Source organism: Mesobacillus thioparans (assembly GCF_965138835.1).
Taxonomy (GTDB): Bacteria; Bacillota; Bacilli; order Bacillales; family Cytobacillaceae; genus Mesobacillus; species Mesobacillus thioparans.
Genome location: NZ_CBCSFH010000006.1, coordinates 102,414 through 121,493, shown reverse-complemented (window position 1 = coordinate 121,493; position 19,080 = coordinate 102,414). Strand labels below are relative to the sequence as shown.

At 44.9% G+C, this 19,080-nt stretch carries 21 protein-coding genes and 1 riboswitch; of the genes, 13 read left to right on the top strand and 8 right to left on the bottom strand.

Annotated elements, in window-relative coordinates:
- Positions 1-146: 146 nt before the first annotated feature.
- The 3 genes from ACNAZ4_RS11930 to ACNAZ4_RS11920 all read right to left on the bottom strand — a co-directional run bounded on the left by ACNAZ4_RS11930 (position 147) and on the right by ACNAZ4_RS11920 (position 2,092).
- Positions 147-824: a hypothetical protein gene (locus ACNAZ4_RS11930; protein WP_415814672.1), complete on the bottom strand. Its 678-nt coding sequence runs from the start codon at positions 822-824 to the stop codon at positions 147-149.
- A 110-nt stretch (positions 825-934) separates the two neighbouring features.
- Positions 935-1,621: a Crp/Fnr family transcriptional regulator gene (locus ACNAZ4_RS11925; RefSeq protein WP_415814670.1), complete on the bottom strand. Its 687-nt coding sequence runs from the start codon at positions 1,619-1,621 to the stop codon at positions 935-937.
- 21 nt (positions 1,622-1,642) lie between these two features.
- Positions 1,643-2,092 carry an arginine repressor gene (locus tag ACNAZ4_RS11920; protein ID WP_415814669.1) on the bottom strand — a complete coding sequence of 150 codons (450 nt, stop codon included), beginning with the start codon at positions 2,090-2,092 and terminating at the stop codon, positions 1,643-1,645.
- Between the two features lie 336 nt (positions 2,093-2,428).
- On the opposite strand from ACNAZ4_RS11920, the gene ACNAZ4_RS11915 reads away from it, so the two are divergent.
- From ACNAZ4_RS11915 to ACNAZ4_RS11880, 8 genes are all read left to right on the top strand, one after another.
- Positions 2,429-3,277, top strand: a complete 849-nt coding sequence (locus ACNAZ4_RS11915) for a DUF72 domain-containing protein (RefSeq protein WP_415814667.1) — start codon at positions 2,429-2,431, stop codon at positions 3,275-3,277.
- Positions 3,278-3,341: 64 nt separating this feature from the next.
- Positions 3,342-4,724 carry a bifunctional metallophosphatase/5'-nucleotidase gene (locus ACNAZ4_RS11910; RefSeq protein WP_415814666.1) on the top strand — a complete coding sequence of 461 codons (1,383 nt, stop codon included), beginning with the start codon at positions 3,342-3,344 and terminating at the stop codon, positions 4,722-4,724.
- 68 nt (positions 4,725-4,792) lie between these two features.
- Positions 4,793-5,095 carry a YunC family protein gene (locus ACNAZ4_RS11905; RefSeq protein ID WP_415814913.1) on the top strand — a complete coding sequence of 101 codons (303 nt, stop codon included), beginning with the start codon at positions 4,793-4,795 and terminating at the stop codon, positions 5,093-5,095.
- A 296-nt stretch (positions 5,096-5,391) separates the two neighbouring features.
- Positions 5,392-6,501 carry an HD-GYP domain-containing protein gene (locus ACNAZ4_RS11900; RefSeq protein WP_415814665.1) on the top strand — a complete coding sequence of 370 codons (1,110 nt, stop codon included), beginning with the start codon at positions 5,392-5,394 and terminating at the stop codon, positions 6,499-6,501.
- Positions 6,502-6,593: 92 nt separating this feature from the next.
- A complete protein-coding gene (yunB, locus tag ACNAZ4_RS11895) occupies positions 6,594-7,352 on the top strand; it encodes a sporulation protein YunB (RefSeq protein ID WP_415814664.1) in 759 nt (252 codons plus the stop codon).
- Positions 7,353-7,418: 66 nt separating this feature from the next.
- Positions 7,419-7,603, top strand: a riboswitch (Lysine riboswitch).
- Positions 7,604-7,742: 139 nt separating this feature from the next.
- Positions 7,743-9,329: a Na+/H+ antiporter NhaC family protein gene (locus tag ACNAZ4_RS11890; protein WP_415814662.1), complete on the top strand. Its 1,587-nt coding sequence runs from the start codon at positions 7,743-7,745 to the stop codon at positions 9,327-9,329.
- A gap of 250 nt (positions 9,330-9,579) precedes the next feature.
- On the top strand, positions 9,580-11,091 hold the full coding sequence (locus ACNAZ4_RS11885) for a sodium-dependent transporter (protein WP_415814661.1): 1,512 nt from the start codon (positions 9,580-9,582) through the stop codon (positions 11,089-11,091).
- The gene (locus ACNAZ4_RS11880; RefSeq protein WP_415814660.1) at positions 11,091-11,192 is read left to right on the top strand and encodes a methionine/alanine import family NSS transporter small subunit; all 102 of its coding nucleotides are present in this window, start codon (positions 11,091-11,093) and stop codon (positions 11,190-11,192) included. Before ACNAZ4_RS11885 ends, ACNAZ4_RS11880 begins: the two co-directional genes overlap by 1 nt.
- A 52-nt stretch (positions 11,193-11,244) precedes the next feature.
- Here the strand turns inward: ACNAZ4_RS11880 and ACNAZ4_RS11875 are convergent, their stop codons facing one another.
- Positions 11,245-12,204 (bottom strand): M23 family metallopeptidase, encoded by a 960-nt coding sequence (locus tag ACNAZ4_RS11875; protein WP_415814910.1) that lies wholly within the window; start codon positions 12,202-12,204, stop codon positions 11,245-11,247.
- Between the two features lie 279 nt (positions 12,205-12,483).
- Here ACNAZ4_RS11875 and lipA point away from each other — a divergent pair, with 279 nt between their 5' ends.
- Entirely contained in the window at positions 12,484-13,398 is a 915-nt protein-coding gene (lipA, locus tag ACNAZ4_RS11870) for a lipoyl synthase (protein WP_415814659.1), read from the top strand.
- 237 nt (positions 13,399-13,635) lie between these two features.
- Here lipA and ACNAZ4_RS11865 read toward each other — a convergent pair whose 3' ends face one another.
- On the bottom strand, positions 13,636-14,334 hold the full coding sequence (locus ACNAZ4_RS11865; RefSeq protein ID WP_415814658.1) for a YhcN/YlaJ family sporulation lipoprotein: 699 nt from the start codon (positions 14,332-14,334) through the stop codon (positions 13,636-13,638).
- 137 nt (positions 14,335-14,471) lie between these two features.
- Between ACNAZ4_RS11865 and ACNAZ4_RS11860 the strand changes: the two genes are divergently transcribed.
- Positions 14,472-14,762, top strand: coding sequence for a YutD family protein (locus ACNAZ4_RS11860; RefSeq protein ID WP_415814656.1), 291 nt, complete (start codon positions 14,472-14,474; stop codon positions 14,760-14,762).
- Positions 14,763-14,813: 51 nt separating this feature from the next.
- Here ACNAZ4_RS11860 and ACNAZ4_RS11855 read toward each other — a convergent pair whose 3' ends face one another.
- From ACNAZ4_RS11855 to ACNAZ4_RS11845, 3 genes are all read right to left on the bottom strand, one after another.
- The gene (locus ACNAZ4_RS11855; protein ID WP_415814654.1) at positions 14,814-15,101 is read right to left on the bottom strand and encodes a cytosolic protein; all 288 of its coding nucleotides are present in this window, start codon (positions 15,099-15,101) and stop codon (positions 14,814-14,816) included.
- Positions 15,102-15,179: 78 nt separating this feature from the next.
- Positions 15,180-15,446 (bottom strand): DUF3055 domain-containing protein, encoded by a 267-nt coding sequence (locus ACNAZ4_RS11850; protein WP_415814652.1) that lies wholly within the window; start codon positions 15,444-15,446, stop codon positions 15,180-15,182.
- Between the two features lie 36 nt (positions 15,447-15,482).
- Positions 15,483-15,626 (bottom strand): hypothetical protein, encoded by a 144-nt coding sequence (locus tag ACNAZ4_RS11845; protein WP_415814650.1) that lies wholly within the window; start codon positions 15,624-15,626, stop codon positions 15,483-15,485.
- A 626-nt stretch (positions 15,627-16,252) separates the two neighbouring features.
- Between ACNAZ4_RS11845 and ACNAZ4_RS11840 the strand changes: the two genes are divergently transcribed.
- The 3 genes from ACNAZ4_RS11840 (at position 16,253) to ACNAZ4_RS11830 (ending at position 18,924) form a co-directional block, all read left to right on the top strand.
- The gene (locus ACNAZ4_RS11840; protein WP_415814648.1) at positions 16,253-17,542 is read left to right on the top strand and encodes an EAL domain-containing protein; all 1,290 of its coding nucleotides are present in this window, start codon (positions 16,253-16,255) and stop codon (positions 17,540-17,542) included.
- 22 nt (positions 17,543-17,564) lie between these two features.
- Positions 17,565-18,002, top strand: a complete 438-nt coding sequence (locus ACNAZ4_RS11835) for a DUF86 domain-containing protein (protein WP_415814646.1) — start codon at positions 17,565-17,567, stop codon at positions 18,000-18,002.
- A 157-nt stretch (positions 18,003-18,159) separates the two neighbouring features.
- Positions 18,160-18,924: a TIGR01457 family HAD-type hydrolase gene (locus tag ACNAZ4_RS11830; RefSeq protein ID WP_415814644.1), complete on the top strand. Its 765-nt coding sequence runs from the start codon at positions 18,160-18,162 to the stop codon at positions 18,922-18,924.
- The last annotated feature ends 156 nt before the right edge of the window (positions 18,925-19,080 follow it).

Genomic DNA, 19,080 nt, shown 5'->3' with positions numbered 1-19,080 from the left:
ATTAATATCAAGAAATCGTATAATAATCTGCTCAATATGCGAATGATTTTGAATAAAAAGTGCATATATACAAAAAACTGCATAAAAAGTTCTATTATTTAGAAATTTCCAACTTTATTTGGACAAAAAGAAAAAGCCCTTGAGGGTCAAGAGCGTTTTTCTGCATCAGCGGCTTTAATGATCTGAAGGTCGGGGGCAAGTCCTTTAGCTATTTGATTTAATTGTGATTGAGTTATGTTAGCTTTTGATAAGGTTAAATGAATCTTTTTTTCCTGTCGCTGTCCCAGGTGTACTTTGAAAATTTGATTGTCACTTGCTTTTTCTTGCCAGGGGATAGTTAAGATAGCCAGCTGCTGGGAATGGTGCTGATAGTTTTTTAAGATTATATAACATTCAATGGTGCTGCTTTCTTGCTCAGATAAATGGCAGGAGCTTTTATCTTTTATATATTCTACTGCCGCTGGTCCTTTTTTGCCCGAAAAGGCGAATGTTTTGGCAGCTGTCCCTAATGTTTCGTTAAGAAGGAAAGGAACTGCGAGAAGCAAAATCGCCAGGATTGCGGGTTCCCATCTTTTATAAAATTCGTAGTGCCCGCTCTTTTCTTTCTTAAGCCAGACAGCGATTAACAGTATGCCTATAACCTGGATTAACGCTGCAAAAAGAGGGACAAATGGGGTGTTCTTGATTGTAGACCAATTGGCGGTCATAGAGTAATTTAATAGTTTTTCCCCTAATAAAGCAGATTCCCCTGGCAATTTTATCAACAAGAGCAAGCCAAAGCAGAAGGTGGCAGCTCCAAGCACATGATAATAAACTCTTGTCATTTACGTCCCCCTACTAAAATTTTCAGTTAATTTAAAATTTAGTATATGGAGAGAGGAGGAAAAATACAACAAATTTGCATAGGAGTTTTTATCTGGGGACGAATTTGCTTTTAAAATAGGGCCTCAAAGTAATTAGGATCATGAATCCTGATTTTTTTTTCACACACTGAAATGATTTTCTCCTTTTTTAGTTGATTCATTATATGGCTGACTGTTTCCCTGGTTGTACCTGAAATTCTGGAAATCTTCGTTGCGGTAAGGGGACAATTGATTACCATATCCGTTCCGTCTTTTTCACCTAAGTCCTCCATTAAAAATTGGAGTGTATGCATAACCCTTTCCTGGGCGTTGGGTATTACGATTTTCTGGACGCGTTTTTGGTGGAGGCTGAGAATATCAGATAATCTGTTGATGATTTTTATAAGCAGTTTTTGGTTAGCTTTCAAAAAATCCTCCAATATATGAGTTTGGATAAAATAGAGTTTTATATCTGTCACTGCAATGGCTGTATGCTGGTAAAATTGGTCACTGAACATTCCAGCAAGCGGGAAAATCTGATTTCGTTTTACGAAATCAAGGTATAGCATGCTTCCTTGTTCGTTTCCAATTTCGAACATAATATAGCCTTCTGCTAAAAAGAAGATTTTGTCACGAGGATCGCCCTCCATAAAAAGATACTGATTCTTTTTATAGGTTCTGCAATAAAGGTGGGGCATTAGCTTTTCGAGGGACTTATCGGAAACACTTGAGAATAGATCGAATTCACGCAAATCCAAAGCCTCTTTACTTTGTAACATTTTTTTCACTCCTTCTCTGCATTAATCAGCAACCTTGATAAGGTTTATGAAATCTATTGCTGCTTCTGGCGTCCTGCATATAACGAGGCAAGTATCATTGCCGCATATTGTTCCTGCTTTTCCTTCCATTTCAATGGAATCAAGAATGGCTCCGTAAGAGTGGGCGTGACCGGGTAAAGTTTTTATGATGGCAAAATAGTTGATCGCCTCGATGCTGATCATTGAATCCTGTACTTTTTTCATTAAATGATCTATAGAGTAATGATCCCGGTCGATTTCGAAACTGTATTTAAATCCTCTGCTCCTGCCGGGAACCTTAATTAGCTTTAACGACCGTAAATCTCTCGAGATGGTGGCCTGAGTAACACCTAGGCCTTTTTGAAACAGCATCGAAGCTAATTCTTCCTGGGTCCTGATCTCGTTCTCTGAAATTATTTCCTTTATCAACTGTAATCGCATCTCTTTATTCATATAAAACGCTCACTTTCAGACATGGTTTTTAATGAAACAAAAGGGAAAACTTGCGGCTGGGATGTTGACAAATTCTGTATTACTACACTTTAATCATAATATTTATGAGAGATAATTCACATGTATAAAAAGTGAATTTTCATCTGCCGTTAGGTTTTTTGATTGCAAAAGTTATAAATTCGGTGCTAGTTGAAAAATTACCATAAACCAATATTCAGATTTGCTCTCTCTATTATGTTTTCACACTTATATAAGGGGAATTAAATTGAAACAATGTCTTAGTACTTATTAAGCGCTTAATTATGCTATCATGAAGGAAAAAATGGAGGTGCACAGATGATTATTGTTGGCTTAACGGGCTGGGGAGACCATGACAGTTTATATGAAGGCAAGGTTTCGCCTCGTGATAAACTGAAGGAGTATTCTGGCCACTTTCCTGCAGTTGAGGTCGATGCCTCATTTTACGCTGTGCAGCCTGTGAAGAATGCGGCGAAATGGGTAGAGGATACGCCTGACAAGTTTCAGTTCATTGTGAAAGCCTATCAGGGAATGACCGGCCATCAGCGCGGGGAAATTCCTTTTACCGATAAAAATGAAATGTTCACGGCTTACAAGGAGTCGCTGAGGCCCTATCTTGAGGCCGGTAAGCATGGAATGACGCTGTTCCAGTTCCCGCCTTGGTTTGACCTGCGCAAGGAGAATGTCGATTATCTGCGCTGGTGCCGCGAGCAAATGGGCGATATTGACTGTGCGCTTGAGTTCAGGAACCAGTCGTGGTTTGCAGGTGAGATGCGCGAGAAGACGATCGAATTCATGGAACAGGAAAAATGGATCCATAGTATTTGCGATGAGCCGCAGGCAGGGGAAGGGTCGATCCCGACCGTGCTGCAATCGACATCTCCCGAGAAGGTCCTTGTCCGCTTCCACGGGCGCAATGTCCATGGCTGGAACAAGAAGGGTCGGGGCCAGGATTGGCGCGAAGTCCGGTATTTATATCGCTATAATCAGGTAGAATTGACAGAATGGGCGGAACATCTGAAAAAGTTGAACGAAAGCACAGCACAGGTATATGCCCTGTTCAATAATAATTCCGGCGGGGATGCGGCAGATAATGCAAAGCAGATGGTGGAATTATTGGATGTTGAATATGAAGGGCTGAACCCGAGACAGCTGGATTTGTTTTAATACTGGATTCCCCTCCTGGCAGCAGCGAGGGGACACTTCATTTTAAAAGAGGAATGATGGTTAAATGGAAGAGATGATTCATATTTACCATACGAATGATTTGCATAGCCATTTGGAGCACTGGCCAAGCATCCACAAGCTCGTAACCGAGCGGAGACGCTGGCACGAGGAAGAAGGCGATGAAGTTTTCGTTTTTGATATTGGCGATCATATGGACCGCTGGCACCCATTATCAGATGCGACCAGGGGAAAGGCAAACTGCCGGCTGATGAATGAAGCAGGCTATGATGCCGCCACCATCGGGAATAATGAAGGCATTACGCTTCCATTCGAGGACCTGGATTCGATGTATATTGAGAAAGAATTCGAGATGCTTGTGGCGAATCTTTACAAACAGGATGGAAGCCGGCCGGCCTGGGCAAAGCCTTATCATGTGTACATAAGCAAAAAAGGCACAAGGATCGGTGTCATCGGTGTCACCGTCAATTTCGGGCGATTTTATCAGCAGCTCGGATGGAATGTGATCGACCCGATAGAGGAAATAGAGAAATGCGTCCAGGAGTTAAAAGAAGAAACGGATCTTATCATTCTTTTATCCCATCTCGGGATCCATGATGATGAAAGGATTGCTTCTCAGTTCCCGGAAATTGACGTTATTCTGGGCGGTCATACCCATCATATTTTACATGAAGGAAAAGAGGTCGGATCGAGCTTGCTGGGAGGTGCCGGCAAGTTTGGATATTACACCGGCCATGTGACGGTAAAGCTGGACCAGGATACAAAGACGATTTTACAAAAAAGTGCCGTCCTCTATGAAATGAATGAAGCCGGCCAGGCAGAAGGCGAAACAGAAAAGTCTGCAGTTTATTACTTGGAGGGCAAGGAATTGATGGGTGAGCCCGTGGCCAGCTTGCCTGCGGAAATAACATCTGATCCAATGCAGCATTCAGAGCTGTCAAAACTGCTTACTCAGGCCTTGAGGGAGTGGTGTGATGCTGACTGCGCCTTCATGAATGCAGGCATGATCCTTAAGGGCTTGAAGCAGGGGGATGTGACGAAATTCGATCTCCTTGAAATCTGCCCGCATCCGATCAATCCATGTACGATCAACATGCCAGGAGCGGAACTGAAAGAAGTCCTCCTCCAAACAAGAGATGAAACATGGCCCCATATGCAGATAAAGGGACTTGGCTTCCGCGGCACCGTGATGGGAGTCATGGAGTATGACGGGATTGAGTTCCGTCAGAAGGGCAATGTCCAGCAAGTGTTCATCAATGGCGAGCTCATTGATGCGAAAAAGCACTACATACTCGCGATTCCTGATATGTTCACGTTTGGCCGCTTTTTTCCGGAAATCCAGCGTGCAGAAGAAAAACGATACTGGCTTCCCGAGTTCCTCCGCAATCTGCTTGAGTGGAAGCTCTCGAAAATGACCATTCATATTTGAACAAAATATCACGCTTTCCCTGTTCCCTTCATAGAGTGTTATTGGGATTGAAGGAGGGAGTTGTGGTCATGATCGATATGTCACCCATTGAAATAGAAGGCAGAACCTTCTTATGCATTTCAGTGAAATTGCCAAAGACAAACCTTCTTGTCGTTACCGGCGACAAAGGATATATCATGTGCGGCGCTTTGGATGTCGCGCTTCTCAATGAAAAACTCAAGAGCAGGAAAGTCATTGCGGGCAGGGCCGTTGGCGTGAAGACGATAGAGGAATTGCTTGAAGCTCCGCTTGAGTCCGTCACATACGAGGCGGAGAACCTTGGCGCCACAAAGGGCATGATCGGCAAGGAAGCATTGCTGCTAATGAATTAAACAGGCTTTTCATATACGGAAAAAGCCCCTACAAAAAGACAGCCTGAACAGCTGTCTTTTTTGTGTACACCTTGTGAATTATCGCTGAATAAGTAAAAGAAGTATGTTCTTATGCCGATATACTGATTGAATGCAAAAGTGGGCTCGTTTTTTCCCAACTGAAAAATGAAAACGAATGTCCCAAACATTCTTAATTGTGTTAGAATATAAGAAAATATTGTCGTTTTATGTAAATTTTTCTTCATTCATGATAAGGCACATACAACTGCCAACTAACAGATAAAGTGGGAATGAACATGAGACTCGTAGCCACCACATCGGCAGAGGAAGGGGCTTTACTCGGAAAAGCCATCTATAATGACAAGGGCCAAATCCTGCTGAATGTAGGCGTACGGCTCGAGCGGAAGATCCTGAAACGGCTTGAAGAGTTTGGGATTGACTATATCTATATCAAGGATCCGGATACCGACGATATCATCGTGAAGAACTCGATACCAGATGGATTGCGGATCGATGCGATCATGACGATTGGTGAGACGTTCAAGCAAGTCCAGCTTGATTCCCAGATCTCGGAAACCTTCGTACTGGAAAAATCGGCGCGGAAATTCAAGAAGCTGATTGTTGCATTACTTGATGAATTGAATAGCAGCAAAGAGCTATTGAACCTGCTTTCGGATGTCTTCCTGCATGACCATTATATTTTTTCACATAGCTTGAACGTCACGCTTTATTCGCTTGCGATCGGAATAGAAATGAAGCTTTCGCCAAAGGAACTTGAACAGCTCGGGCTTGGTGCGATCCTGCATGATGTAGGGAAAATGAAGGTGCCTGAAGAAATTTTAGCAAAGCCAGGCAAGCTGACTGCGGAAGAATTCCAGATCATCAAGGCCCATGCAGAGGATGGCTTCCAGATGCTCAGGAATATCCCGACTGTCCCGCTGATCGTGGCCCATTGTGCGTACCAGCATCATGAACGGATGAACGGGGCAGGATACCCGCGCGGCTTAAAAGAGGATGAAATCCATTTATTCGGGAAGATCCTCGGAGTGGCGGATGTGTTTGACGCTGTCACTTCCAATCGGGTCTACCGTCCGGCGATGCTGCCGCATGAAGGCCTGGAAATTCTTTATTCCGGTGCAGGCAGTCTGTTTGACCCGAAAGTGGTCGATGCTTTCCGGCGGGCTGTGGCCATCTATCCGGTCGGCCTGACTGTCATCCTGAGTGATGGCCGAAAAGGGGTAGTAGCACAGCAGAATCCGGGATTGAGTGAGCGGCCAGTTGTCCGGATCCTTGAGGAAAACGGCCGAAGAGTGGAACCATACGACCTGGATCTGAAAACCAATCTGTCACTGATGATCGTTAGCTGTGATACAATCATTAAGTATGAGTACGCAGCAAATTATTAATTTTGATATGATTTAAGACAAAGTAAATAATAGTTTTTAGGCTAGTTCCCCCCTTTGAAGCATACATATAGCTATAGAGGGGGGGATTTGTTTTGGCAAAATTCGGCCGGCGGCTGCCTCGGAAAGGGCCCTTGCCTTTCAGGTATGTATTCCTGCTGACATTCGTGTTTTTTTCCTTTTCAACAGCAGCAGGGCTTTGGATCATTGATAAAGGACTTGAACCGACTTTGATGAAATATGCAGAATCCCAGACAAGAAAAATTGCGACCCTGGTCATCAACAAGGCGATCAACAAAAAGATTGCCAATGGGATGGATATTGATAAAGTCATCGAATTTGTGCCGGTGGATGGAGGAACGACCACTGTCGTGAAATTCAATACCGAAATCATCAATCGGGTAAAAGCAGAAACGACCAATATTGTCCAAATGAACCTGAAAGAAGCAGAAAGAGGGAACCTCACCTCGCTCGAAATGCTATCCGATGTCGAGCTCGTCACAGATGAACGAGACAGGGAATCAGGCATCATCTATTATGTTCCATTAGGACAGGCGACGAACAATGCGCTTCTTGGTAATATGGGCCCGCGGGTTCCCGTGAAATTCAATGCAATCGGCGATGTGACGGCGGATGTCGTCTGGGATACGGAAGAGCATGGAATCAACAACACCCTCATAAATGTGTCAGTCAGGGTAAAAGTAAACGTGCAAATCATTATTCCTTTTGCGACCGAGATTGCCACTGTACAAGAAAATATTCCAATTGGCAGCTTCTATTATCCTGGAAAAGTTCCTCAGTTTTACAATGGGGGCGGAACTACATCCCCGGCGATCCAATTGCCTGGCAGATAAAAATGGTTGTCAAGTTAGCGATATTGTTATATTATAAAATCAATTGAATAATAAACCACATCATTCCGATGGGGTAGAGGTGCAGAATTCAAGAGTAAGCTGTGTGAGGATGACAACATTGACCACAGCTGAAAGGGAACTTTGCCGAAGCAATGATAAAATGAGTCACATTTTTTATTGCTGGGGATACTTTGAACAAGAGTATCACTGTCATTATGGAGGTATATCCATAATGGGGAGCTACAGATCGTGATGGAGACACTAGTTGCTTATTAAGGGCAGCGATAGAATGTTCTCTATCGTTGCCCTTTTTTATTATTTTTTAAGAAAGTGGCTACAACTCTTTTCATGCTTATGTTTCCCCCCTGTCAAAAACAAGGAGGAGAAAAAATGGAGAATACAATATTTTCATTGCTGCCGCCATTATTGGCAATCTTGATGGTAGTCATCACAAGGCGTGTGCTATTGTCCTTAGGGACAGGCATCGTCGCAGCAGCGTTTTTGCTTGCTGACTTCAATATCATGGAAACACTCGCCATTGTGTGGGATGCAGCGAAGGGGATTGTCGTTGCTGATGGCGAACTTAACACGTATAGCTTGTACATCATCTTATTCTTATTGCTTTTAGGCATGATCACCGCGTTCATTTCCATCTCAGGCGGAAGCCGTGCTTTCGGCGAATGGGCGATGAAGCGTGTAAAAACGAGAGTCGGAGCTCAGCTGGTCGGTGCTTTTCTAGGTATCATAATTTTTATCGACGATTACTTCAATGCACTGGCTGTAGGGCAGATCACTCGTCCGATCACGGACCGTCAGAAGGTATCACGCGCAAAATTGGCCTATATCATCGATTCGACTTCAGCCCCAATGTGCGTCATTTCCCCGATTTCCAGCTGGGGTGCTTACATCATCGCATTGATTGGCACAATCCTTGCTGCGCACGGCGTGAATGAGTACAGCGCATTCTCAGGTTTCATGCAAATCGTGCCTATGAATTTCTATGCACTTGCAGCGCTGGCGATGGTCTTCATCGTCGCAATTCGCAATATTGAAATTGGACCAATGAAAAAGCATGAGCAGCTTGCTCTTAAGGAAGGAATTGTCGTTCCACAAGACAAGCCTGTACCGGGCGAACTGAAGGATGATCTGCCAACAAGCACAAAAGGGTCTGTTGGCGATCTTGTATGGCCGATTGTTACATTGGTCATCGGTACGATAGGGATGATGCTTTGGACGGGTGCTAGCGCTGTCGAAGGCAAGGTCACTATTTTCGGGATCTTTGAAAACACTGACGTGACTAAGTCACTTGTAACTGGCGGTTTGCTTGGCCTTGCTGTTGCATTGGGATTGTTTTTCAGGCAAGCTGTTGTCCTTAAGGGCATTGATACTAATGTTTTTGGGAGAGGGATCATCGAAGGCATCAAGTCAATGCTCCCTGCTGTTTATATCCTGTTCTTTGCCTGGGTCATCGTTGACCTGATCGGCAGACTTGAAACAGGCAAATATCTAGCTGGAATCGTTGAAAGCTCGAACATCAATATATCTTTCCTGCCATTCCTGCTGTTCATCGTAGCCGGAATCATGGCGTTCTCAACCGGAACATCATGGGGATCATTCGGGATTCTGCTTCCGATTGCAGGTGATATCGCAGCCGCTGCTGATATCACGATCCTTTTGCCGGCCCTGGCAGCTGTCCTGGCTGGTGCGGTTTTTGGAGACCATTGTTCACCTATTTCCGATACTACGATCCTTTCATCCACTGGAGCAGGATCGCACCACCTGGATCACGTCATGACCCAGCTGCCATATGCGCTGATTTCAGCTGCCATTTCATCAGTTGGCTTTTTGGTCATCGGGTTCACAGGCAGCACGCTCGCAGCACTTGCGGTAGTGGCTATCCTTCTGGTCGCTTTTGCCTTCATCTTTGGAAGCAAGACAAACGAGGAAGAAGTACTGAAAGAAAATCTAGCAGAATAATGATAAAGCTGTCTGGTAACAGACAGCTTTTTTCATATTTTTAAAAAAGTGGGAATAGAATCCTAATTAATAGGGTTATTAGTATAGTTGGGAAAATTTTATCGTAAAGAATTTTATTATGACGAAAATAATATTTTGACAAGCCATAAAAAACTAGCTATACTATTCCTAGACTAAATAATCTGAAAATATAAAACTTTCTAATTCATCAACATTTTCCAGATGATTAGAAGGCAAGGGGGATTTAAAAATGGAAAATCGTCCACAGTGGGGCACGAGGGCAGGATTCATTCTTGCTGCGGTAGGTTCGGCAGTCGGGTTGGGAAATATTTGGCGCTTCCCGGGTGTAGCTTATGAGAATGGCGGGGGAGCATTCTTCTTCCCATACTTATTTGCATTACTGACAGCAGGTATTCCGATTTTGATTTTGGAATTCACGATCGGCCATAAGTACCGCGGATCTGCACCATTAAGTTATTTCAAGATGCGAAAAGGCGCAGAATGGCTTGGCTGGTGGCAGCTTGCCGTTTCCTTTGTCATTTCGACTTATTACGCCGTCATCATCGCATGGGCCATGTCCTACGCTTATTTCTCGCTCAGCCAGCAATGGGGAGACGACCCGCTGGGTTTCCTGGTTGGGGATTATTTAAAGGTTGTTGACGCTGGCCAGGTAGGCAGTATCGTGCCAGGAGTATTCCTGCCATTAGTCATTGTCTGGGTCATCGCTCTCGGAATTTTGTTCAAGGGTGTCAAGAAAGGTATTGAAGTAGCGAACAAGATCTTTATTCCTGCACTAGTAATTTTATTCCTGATTATTGTTGTTCGCGCATTGACTCTGGATGGAGCAATCGATGGGATCAATGCATTCTTCAAGCCGGACTGGAGCCAGATCCTGAACGGCAAAGTCTGGGTAGCAGCTTATGGACAGATTTTCTTCAGTTTATCAATTGCTTTTGCAATCATGATCACTTACTCAAGTTATCTTCCTAAGAAGTCCGATATTACAAACAACGCATTCATCACCGCTTTCGCCAACTCTTCGTTTGAATTGCTGGCTGGTATTGGGGTTTTCGCAGCATTGGGCTTCATGGCCATGCAGCAAGGTGTTCCAGTCGATAAAGTGGTAAGCAAAGGTGTCATCCTTGCATTCGCGGTATTCCCGCAAATCATCAATGAATTGCCTGCATTCAGTGCGGCATTCGGAGTACTGTTCTTCGTCAGCTTGACCCTGGCAGGACTGTCTTCATTGATTTCAATTGTTGAGACGTATGTTGCAGGTGTCCAGGATAAATTCAATGTATCACGTACAAAAGCTGTAGCAATTGGCGGCGGACTATCTGCCCTGATCTCGATCCTGTTCGCAACACAGGGCGGCTTGAATTTCCTTGATACAGCCGATGCATTCATCAATAACTATGGTGTCGCTCTTGCCGGCCTTGTTGAAGTAGTCTTCATTGTATGGGTAGCAAAGGAACTTACCAACCTGCAAAACCATGCAGATGCAATCTCTGATATCCACCTTGGAAGCTGGTGGGTGATTTCCTTGAAATACATCACTCCAGTAGTACTTGGGATCATGATGGTCATGAATATCATGACAGACCTGAAAACAAGCTATGGCGATTATCCGGTCATGTTCAATGTCTACTACGGCTGGTTCGTAGCAATCGGTGCGATTTTAGTCGGATTCATTTTTGCAAAGGCAAAGAAGTGGGATGCAGCACTTTATGAAGTTCCACAAGACAAGGGGGTAGCTAAATAATGGATGCTAGCGCAGTTGTAATGATGGTCGTGGGTATAGTCATTATTTGGGGAGGTCTTGCAGCAAGTGTAATCCATGCTGTCAGAAAAGCCCGGTCATAAGAAAAATCAGAATGCCAGCCTGTGATGACAGGCTGGCATTTTATATTATTATTTACTTTTTCAACCTTGCCCTTTCCTGTCTCGACCATAACTTCAGATGAGGGTATGGATCGAAGGACCATTCGGTGTAGCCATTGTCCTTATACATTCCGTAATGCAGATGCGGAGGGAATTTTCCGCTGGTTCCCGGCGGCCCGTATCCGGAGCTGCCGACACCTCCAATGACAGTTCCAGGCTCGACGATCTGCCCTACCTTAAGGTCTTTGGCGAACCCGCTCAAGTGGGCGAAATAATGGTAAGTATTATTGATATCACGGATGCCGACCCGCCATCCGCCGTATTTATTCCAGCCTTTCATTTCAACGATGCCATAGCCGGTCGCACGGACTGGCACTCCATAGCCAGCGAAAATATCCGTTCCCTCATGGATCCTTCGGCCGCCCCAGCCGCGGGCATCCCCCCAGGTGTTGTTATAGCTGTGATTGCTGCGCAGCGGGAGAGGGAAGACATGTGTTTCAAGGTTCAAGCGCCCAAAATGCTTGTAGATCATCGCTTTTCCGATGATGATCCCCACCGTCTTATCGCGTTTATAGTAATGCCAGAGGCCAATTTTAATATTCTCATGGTCAGTACCGTAATTCAGGAGGTATTGGGCGAATGCCTGCAATACGTCTTCATCATCCTTCAGGCTTGCTTTGTCATCCCCATTCCCATCGAACCCGATTCCATTGAAAAATTGAATCGAAACTGGATTGTCGTCCTCAAGATTAGGATTCAGAAGTCCAGCCCACTCTTCCGGTTTAAAATAAATTCCGGCAGTTCCTTCAGCTTTGGGCAAGTCCTTTCTTGCCTGGCGGACATTCCGTTCATATTGATCGACTGCAGCAATATAGTACCAGGGAATTTGGGTCACCGCTTCAACCTGATTGTATAGATCCATTCTCTTTTTATAAATATCCTGATCCTGCTCAGCTGCAGACGCGTAATCTACAGAAAGGACAGGGAAAAGAATAAAAAGAACGATAACTGCTTTAAGGAATTTCACCGTAATCCTCCCTTCATGATTTTACTCCTTTTATTTCCAGCTCGAGCATATGAAAGCTGCTTCCGCTTGTCTTCTGTTAGTTTGCGATGATGGGGGTTTTTCATAAATATCAAATAATGGTAATCGTAAAGTTATCGTACTTGTCGATAGTATTCCATTATGTTAAAGTGACATCAGAAGCTGTATGCCAGCCTTGATTTTTTCATGGTGTTCTTGAGGAAGTGCAGCAGGAATGGAGTGAAAATAATGAGCAAAAAAGAGGTACAGAGAAAGCCTGATTGGCTGAAAATAAAGTTAAATACGAACGAAAACTATACGGGCTTGAAAAAGATGATGCGTGAGAAGAACCTACATACTGTTTGTGAAGAAGCGAAATGCCCGAACATCCATGAGTGCTGGGCAGTAAGAAGAACTGCAACATTCATGATTCTCGGCGATGTATGTACACGTGCATGCCGTTTTTGTGCTGTGAAAACCGGCCTTCCTACTGAATTGGACTGGCAGGAGCCGGAAAGAGTCGCGGATTCCGTAACCCTGATGAACCTTAAGCACGTCGTCGTCACAGCTGTTGCCCGTGATGACCTGAAGGATGGAGGGGCCGCTGTATTTGCTGAGACTGTAAGAGCCATCCGCAGGAAAAATCCGTTCACCTCTATCGAAGTATTGCCTTCAGATATGGGCGGAGTCGTGGAAAACCTTCAGATGCTGATGGATGCTCGTCCAGACATTTTGAATCACAATATTGAAACGGTAAACCGCCTGACGCCTAGAATCCGTGCGCGCGCTACTTATGAGCGTTCCCTGGAATTCCTGCGCCGTGCAAAAGAAATGCAGCCTGACATCCCAACGAAGTCAAGCATCATGGTTGGACTTGGCGAAACGAAGGAAGAATTGATCGAAGCGATGGATGATTTGCGTGCGAATAATGTGGACATCCTTACACTGGGCCAATATTTGCAGCCTTCCAAAAAGCATCTTGATGTGCAAAAGTATTATCATCCGGATGAGTTCGCCGAGTTGAAGGAAATCGCGCTCGAGAAAGGTTTCAGCCATTGCGAAGCTGGTCCTCTTGTCCGTTCTTCCTACCATGCCGATGAACAGGTTAACTCAGCGGCAAAACATAAACAACAGCTTGCAGAGCAGGAAGCACAGCAGGCATAATTGCTAAATCAAAAAGAGTTCAGCATGAGAAATGCTGAACTCTTTTTTTTGTCTTAATCCAGCTCCAGCGCCTAGCCAGTTTTCTCCCCTGAATAAACTTCCTCAAGTATCTTGCGATAAGCGTAGCTTTGAGCAGCTCGAGACGCTTCGATCCTGCCAATGAAGTCAAAGAACGACTTCACTGTCATGCCCTCCAGCGCTTGTCGGGGCTGACCAAGGCGCTTGCGCTTTTTGTTCTTATTGACCTTTCTTCATCTGTGTTGACAGATCGTCTTTGTCTGTTTCTTCGTTCAGTTCTCCTTTTGCCTCGCCATTGGCATTTTCACCTGTTGACATGTCGCGGCCTTGTGGCGACTTTAGCATCTGCTTGATGACACCATCAACCATATCGCCTACATCGGGGCTATTGGTATCGAGTGTGGCAAAATTTTCGACCTCTTGACGCAGGCTTGTGTCATCTGACACATAGACATGGAACCAGCGCGGAACGACTGACATCGCCATCCGTTTCACCTGGTCGGCAGTCTCGTTGCGGTTTTGAGAATCTGTTGCGTAGACAATCAGCACTTCCTCATCAGTCACAAGAGTAGATACATCATCTACATTCGGTGCCATCAGGCTGAATCTGCTGATCATGTCAGCGATTTGTTCACGGTCGATGGACTGGTATGCATTTTGCATGTCATCCGCGCCCATAACGCCTGTTTTCTGGTGGCGCACATATCCGAAGTCCTCACTTCTTTTCCGCATTCCTTTGCGTCCATTTTCGTTGTATAATTCAGCGCGGTTATCGTTTACATTCAGTGTATTCCCGCTCTGCTGGTAAATCCCGGCCCCGCGATCACGGCCAGCTGGTGATGCATTATCATCGCCGGCACCACAGCCAGTCATAGCCACTGTTCCGCAAATACCAAGAGCCATTAATGTTTTTTTCAATTAAAACACCCCCTAATGATTAGAATGGCTCCAAAATTATTTTTTTTGCTTAGTAATTGATGGGGAATAAGTTATAATTAAGAAAAGCACAGACGTGAGCTAGACAGATCGTTATCGAAAAAGAGGTGGACCTACCAATGATTTGCATCAATAACCTATGTTATGAAATAGTGGATGAAGGACGGGATGGCTTCAATGAGGAAGCATTTCGCGCCAGATACAGCGAGATTCTGACGAAATATGACTTTATCGTTGGCGACTGGGGATATGGACAGCTTCGGTTAAGAGGTTTTTTCGATGACCAGAACCAGAAGTCCACATTTGATACGAAAATCAGTACGGTAAGTGAATACTTATATGAGTACTGCAATTTTGGCTGTGCCTATTTCGTCGCAAAGAAAGTGGCGAAGCAAGCCCAGGAAAAATAGAATAGGAAACAAAGGAATGCTCCAATCTTGTGATTGGAGCATTCCTTGTTTTTAGAGGTCGCTATATGGGGGCTGTTCACTTTCAGTCGGGTCATCATGGGTTGGGTGGGCACCTGCTTCTTTTCGCGGAGTGCCCTGATGCAGGGACTTGAATTCATAATTGAAATTGCTGTAGGTCCGCTGCCCCTCACGCCACGGGGTGCTTTTGCCTTCAACCGGTTCGGATTTCCGGAATGGCGACCCATATGGCCCATCTGGCAAGTCTTCTGCCGTTATATAGTTCTTCTGCTTTTCTACATTTGAAAAATCAGAGTACTTTTCACTATCTTCCTTGCTCATGGAAACTCACCCTCTTTTGCTTGTTGTCTTTTTAGTATTGCTTTGAAAAGACAAATCAAACAAACAGTTCGTTCCAGATTAAAGGATTGGCCTCAGGAAATCGCGAAGTTCATCCGCGTCCTCCTCGGATAGGTTGTAAGCGAATTCGAGATAGCCTTCTTCATCAAGGTCATCCTGGCCAAGAATCCCGAATCGGCTTCCCTGGATATCCAACACGATGCTCTTGCCATAATATCTTCCAGTTTGCATGATGGCCAGGTCAAAGCGCTGGTTTTCGCCTACAAAGCTGACATAGCGCGTTTTCGTAGCTTCTGTTTCATCGTATAAAAAAAATCGTTCAGTCATCGTGAACCTCCTATGTGCTGTAAAAGTATGTATTTTCTAAACCATCACAAGATGCGGCTTGTGTTCGAGATGATGGTGTGCTGTGATGTAGCGGACATCGCCAATTCGCGTTCCAAATGTCTCTCCTCCATTTTCGACAGCATTTTCACTCACCATCAATATTACCAGAAAAACTTTCATTTCTGAATTTATCTTTGCCGGAATTGCGAAAGAGCCTATTTCAGACAGGATTAGAAGGGAAATGGTTTATAAGCCAGCTTTGAAGTTTGGACAAGTTTGTGGGAGAACAGGTGAAGTTGGTTGGAAGCAGTTGCGAGTTCGGACATGTTTGGCGGGAGAGCAGGTGAAGTTGTCATAAGTAGCGCTGAGTTCAGACAGGTTTGGGAAGAAACCAGGTAAAGTTGTCAGAAGTAGAGCTGAGTTCAGACAGGTTTGGGAGAAAACCAGGTAAAGCTGTCAGAAGTAGAGCTGAGTTCGGACAGGTTTGGGAGAAAACCAGGTAAAGCTGTCAGAAGTAGCACTGAGTTCAGACAGGTTTGGGAGAAAACCAGGTAAAGCTGTCAGAAGTAGCGCTGAGTTCGGACAGGTTTGGGAGAAACCAGGAAAAGCTGTCAAAAGCACACTATAATTTTGACGAGCTGTCACCACCAAACCGATATTCCGACCTTATTTTCATTCCCCACATTTCAACTATACCAAAGAATAAAAATATTTCGAAATAACTATCTAGGAAAAAAGGTCTATTTTAGCGAAATATGGTACAATTAAGAAAAAGTTCTAGTCATCTTCTGAGAGGATTGAAACCTATGGCCCGCCGCGTTACTAGCATATTGGACAACCTGCTTGGTTGGGGGAAAATCATGCTGCCTCATTCATCGCTTTGTTATTATCCGCCTCAGTTCATTTTGAGGGACCCCGTTGTAGCTGGGGTGAAGAAGGCTTTTAACAGTGGATGTGAAGTGGCAGTCATTGCTTATACGATTAAAAATCACCGTGAGCTAGCGGCTCAGCTTGGTGATGAGACCTGGAAGTACCATAAGGCTTTGAAGCGTCATTTCAAAGCAGTCATTGAATTGGAAATTGACAAAGAGGACATGATTGTCCTGCATGATTATTATAGTGACAGCCTGAGCCTGTTTATGCGTGTCGACCATAACAGGCATTGTATCTCGGAGATTGATGCGAAAATGAAGAAAATCCTCAGGGAAGCGGAAAGCAGGATTTTTCATGAGTATCCTACAGTCCAGCCTATTTTTGACACGGGGTTCATTTTCATGGATAAAACAGTAGGTTCCGTACATGAAGCGGTCTTGAAGGCACACCAGCAGGCGTTTGCGATGGCTGAAAAACGGATTCAGACCGAGTTCAACGAAATGGTCTATGAAATGAACAAAATCATTTCCCAGCAGAATATCAAGCTTCTGGCACAGCCGATCATCGATGTCGCCACAAAGGAAGTGCGCGCCTGGGAGATGCTGACCCGCGGTCCTGAGGGCACAGCCCTTGAAAGTCCACTGCAGCTTTTTTCAGTCGCCAGGCAGACGAATATGCTATATGAGTTGGAAATGATCGTCCTGAGGAAGACGCTTGACCAAATTACGTCAACGGGCTGCACAGATGATATTTTCATTAATTTCACGCCGATCACCCTCGGCAACTTCCGATTCGTCCGGGACTTGAAAACGATGATGAGTTCATATGAAGGCATCAAGCCAAATCAGATCACCCTGGAAATTACCGAACGGGACTCGATTGAGGGAATCGACAATTTTATCTATAATATAAAGGTGTTAAGAGGAATGGGTATCAAGATTGCGGTTGATGATACCGGAGCGGGATATGCCAGCTTGAATACCATCAGTGAGATCATGCCGGACGTCATCAAAATCGACCGTTCCGTCATCCAGAACATCGACAAGAATTCTGTGAAGGAGTCGATGCTCAAAGGGCTTCTGCTTGTTGCGAGGGAAGCAGGATCCACTGTCATTGCAGAGGGGATCGAGAACGAGCAGGAAGCATCGGTCCTTTCACGGAACAAGGTTGAACTGGCACAAGGGTATTTTTACGCCCGTCCCGGATTATTGAAAACCGTCTAGCATCTTTGAGAGGTGATATGGAATGTACTTTGTCGATAGGGATCAAATCGAAGAAACATTGCAGTTTTTGGACAGGCAAATTCATTTTTTTGAAAGCAATGAATCCTGGGCAACACCAATGGAAAAAGCAGCTCTTGAACGTGCGGCGCATACAATGGTGGAGGCCGTACTTGATGTCGGCAATGCGATGATCGATGGCTTCATCATGCGCGACCCGGGCAGCTACGAAGACATCATCGACATCCTCGATGATGAAAAAGTCGTCACACCGGACATGAGCGCAGGCTTGAAAAAAATCGTCCTGTTCAGGAAGATGCTCGTCCAGCAATACACTGGAGTGGACCATGAAAGCCTGATCCAAACCTTCAATGCCGAGATTCCGCTGCTCAAGTTGTTTCCTGAAAAGGTCAGGGAATATTTGACGAATGAACTAGGACCGGTATCCGCTTTTAAAAAGTAAAGCCTTAGAAGAGACCGATAAATGAACTGTGTGTTCATCATCCGGTCTCTTTTTCATTGGAGTGAGCTTTGTCCTTTGCACTCACTGCCTGGCTTATATAAAATGGTAGTATTCGTTTCCGAACAACAAGGGAACATTAATCGTAGGAGTGATCATCATGAAAAAATATAAAGGCTATCTGATTGATTTGGATGGAACGATGTACAGAGGTTCAGAGCAGATCGAGGCGGCTTCGGATTTTATAAAAAGACTGATCGCAGCTGAAATCCCTTATTTATTTGTCACGAATAATTCATCGCGCACACCGGCCCAGGTGGCGGAGAAGCTGCGGAGCTTCGATATCCCGACAACGGAGGAGCAAGTTTTTACGACAAGCCAGGCAACGGCCAACTATATTTATGAGCAAAAACAAGATGCGACCGTCTATGTGATCGGTGAAGAAGGAATCCAGACAGCTATCGAGGAAAAAGGCCTGAGATTCGCAGGTGAAGATGCTGATTTCGTCGTTTCCGGCATCGATCGCGGCATTACGTATGAAAAGCTGGCTGTCGGCTGCCTGGCTGTCAGGAACGGGGCTACCTTCATTTCGACCAACGGAGATATTGCGATCCCGACAGAACGCGGCCTGCTTCCGGGAAATGGTTCGCTGACATCCGTCATCGCCGTATCCACGCAAACAGACCCAATCTTCATTGGCAAGCCGGAATCCGTAATCATGGAACAGGCATTGAAGGTACTGGGGACCGCTAAAGAAGAGACGCTGATGGTCGGGGACTATTATGATACCGACATCCTGGCGGGCATAAGGGCCGGGATGGATACCCTGCTTGTACACACAGGGGTCACAACGAAGGAACTGCTGAAGGGCTACGCTGAAATGCCAACCTATACAGTCGATTCCCTGGACGACTGGGAAGTATAAAGACAAGGCTCTTTTCTCAAACTTTGTTGCTATTGCCTACAAAATAGGATTGAAAAACCTAAGCTTAATCACACAATTAAAGCATATTATGAGAAAAGAGCTTGCAAACTTAGTACCGACATACAAAATAGCTATGATCACGTTAAAATCGGTTTT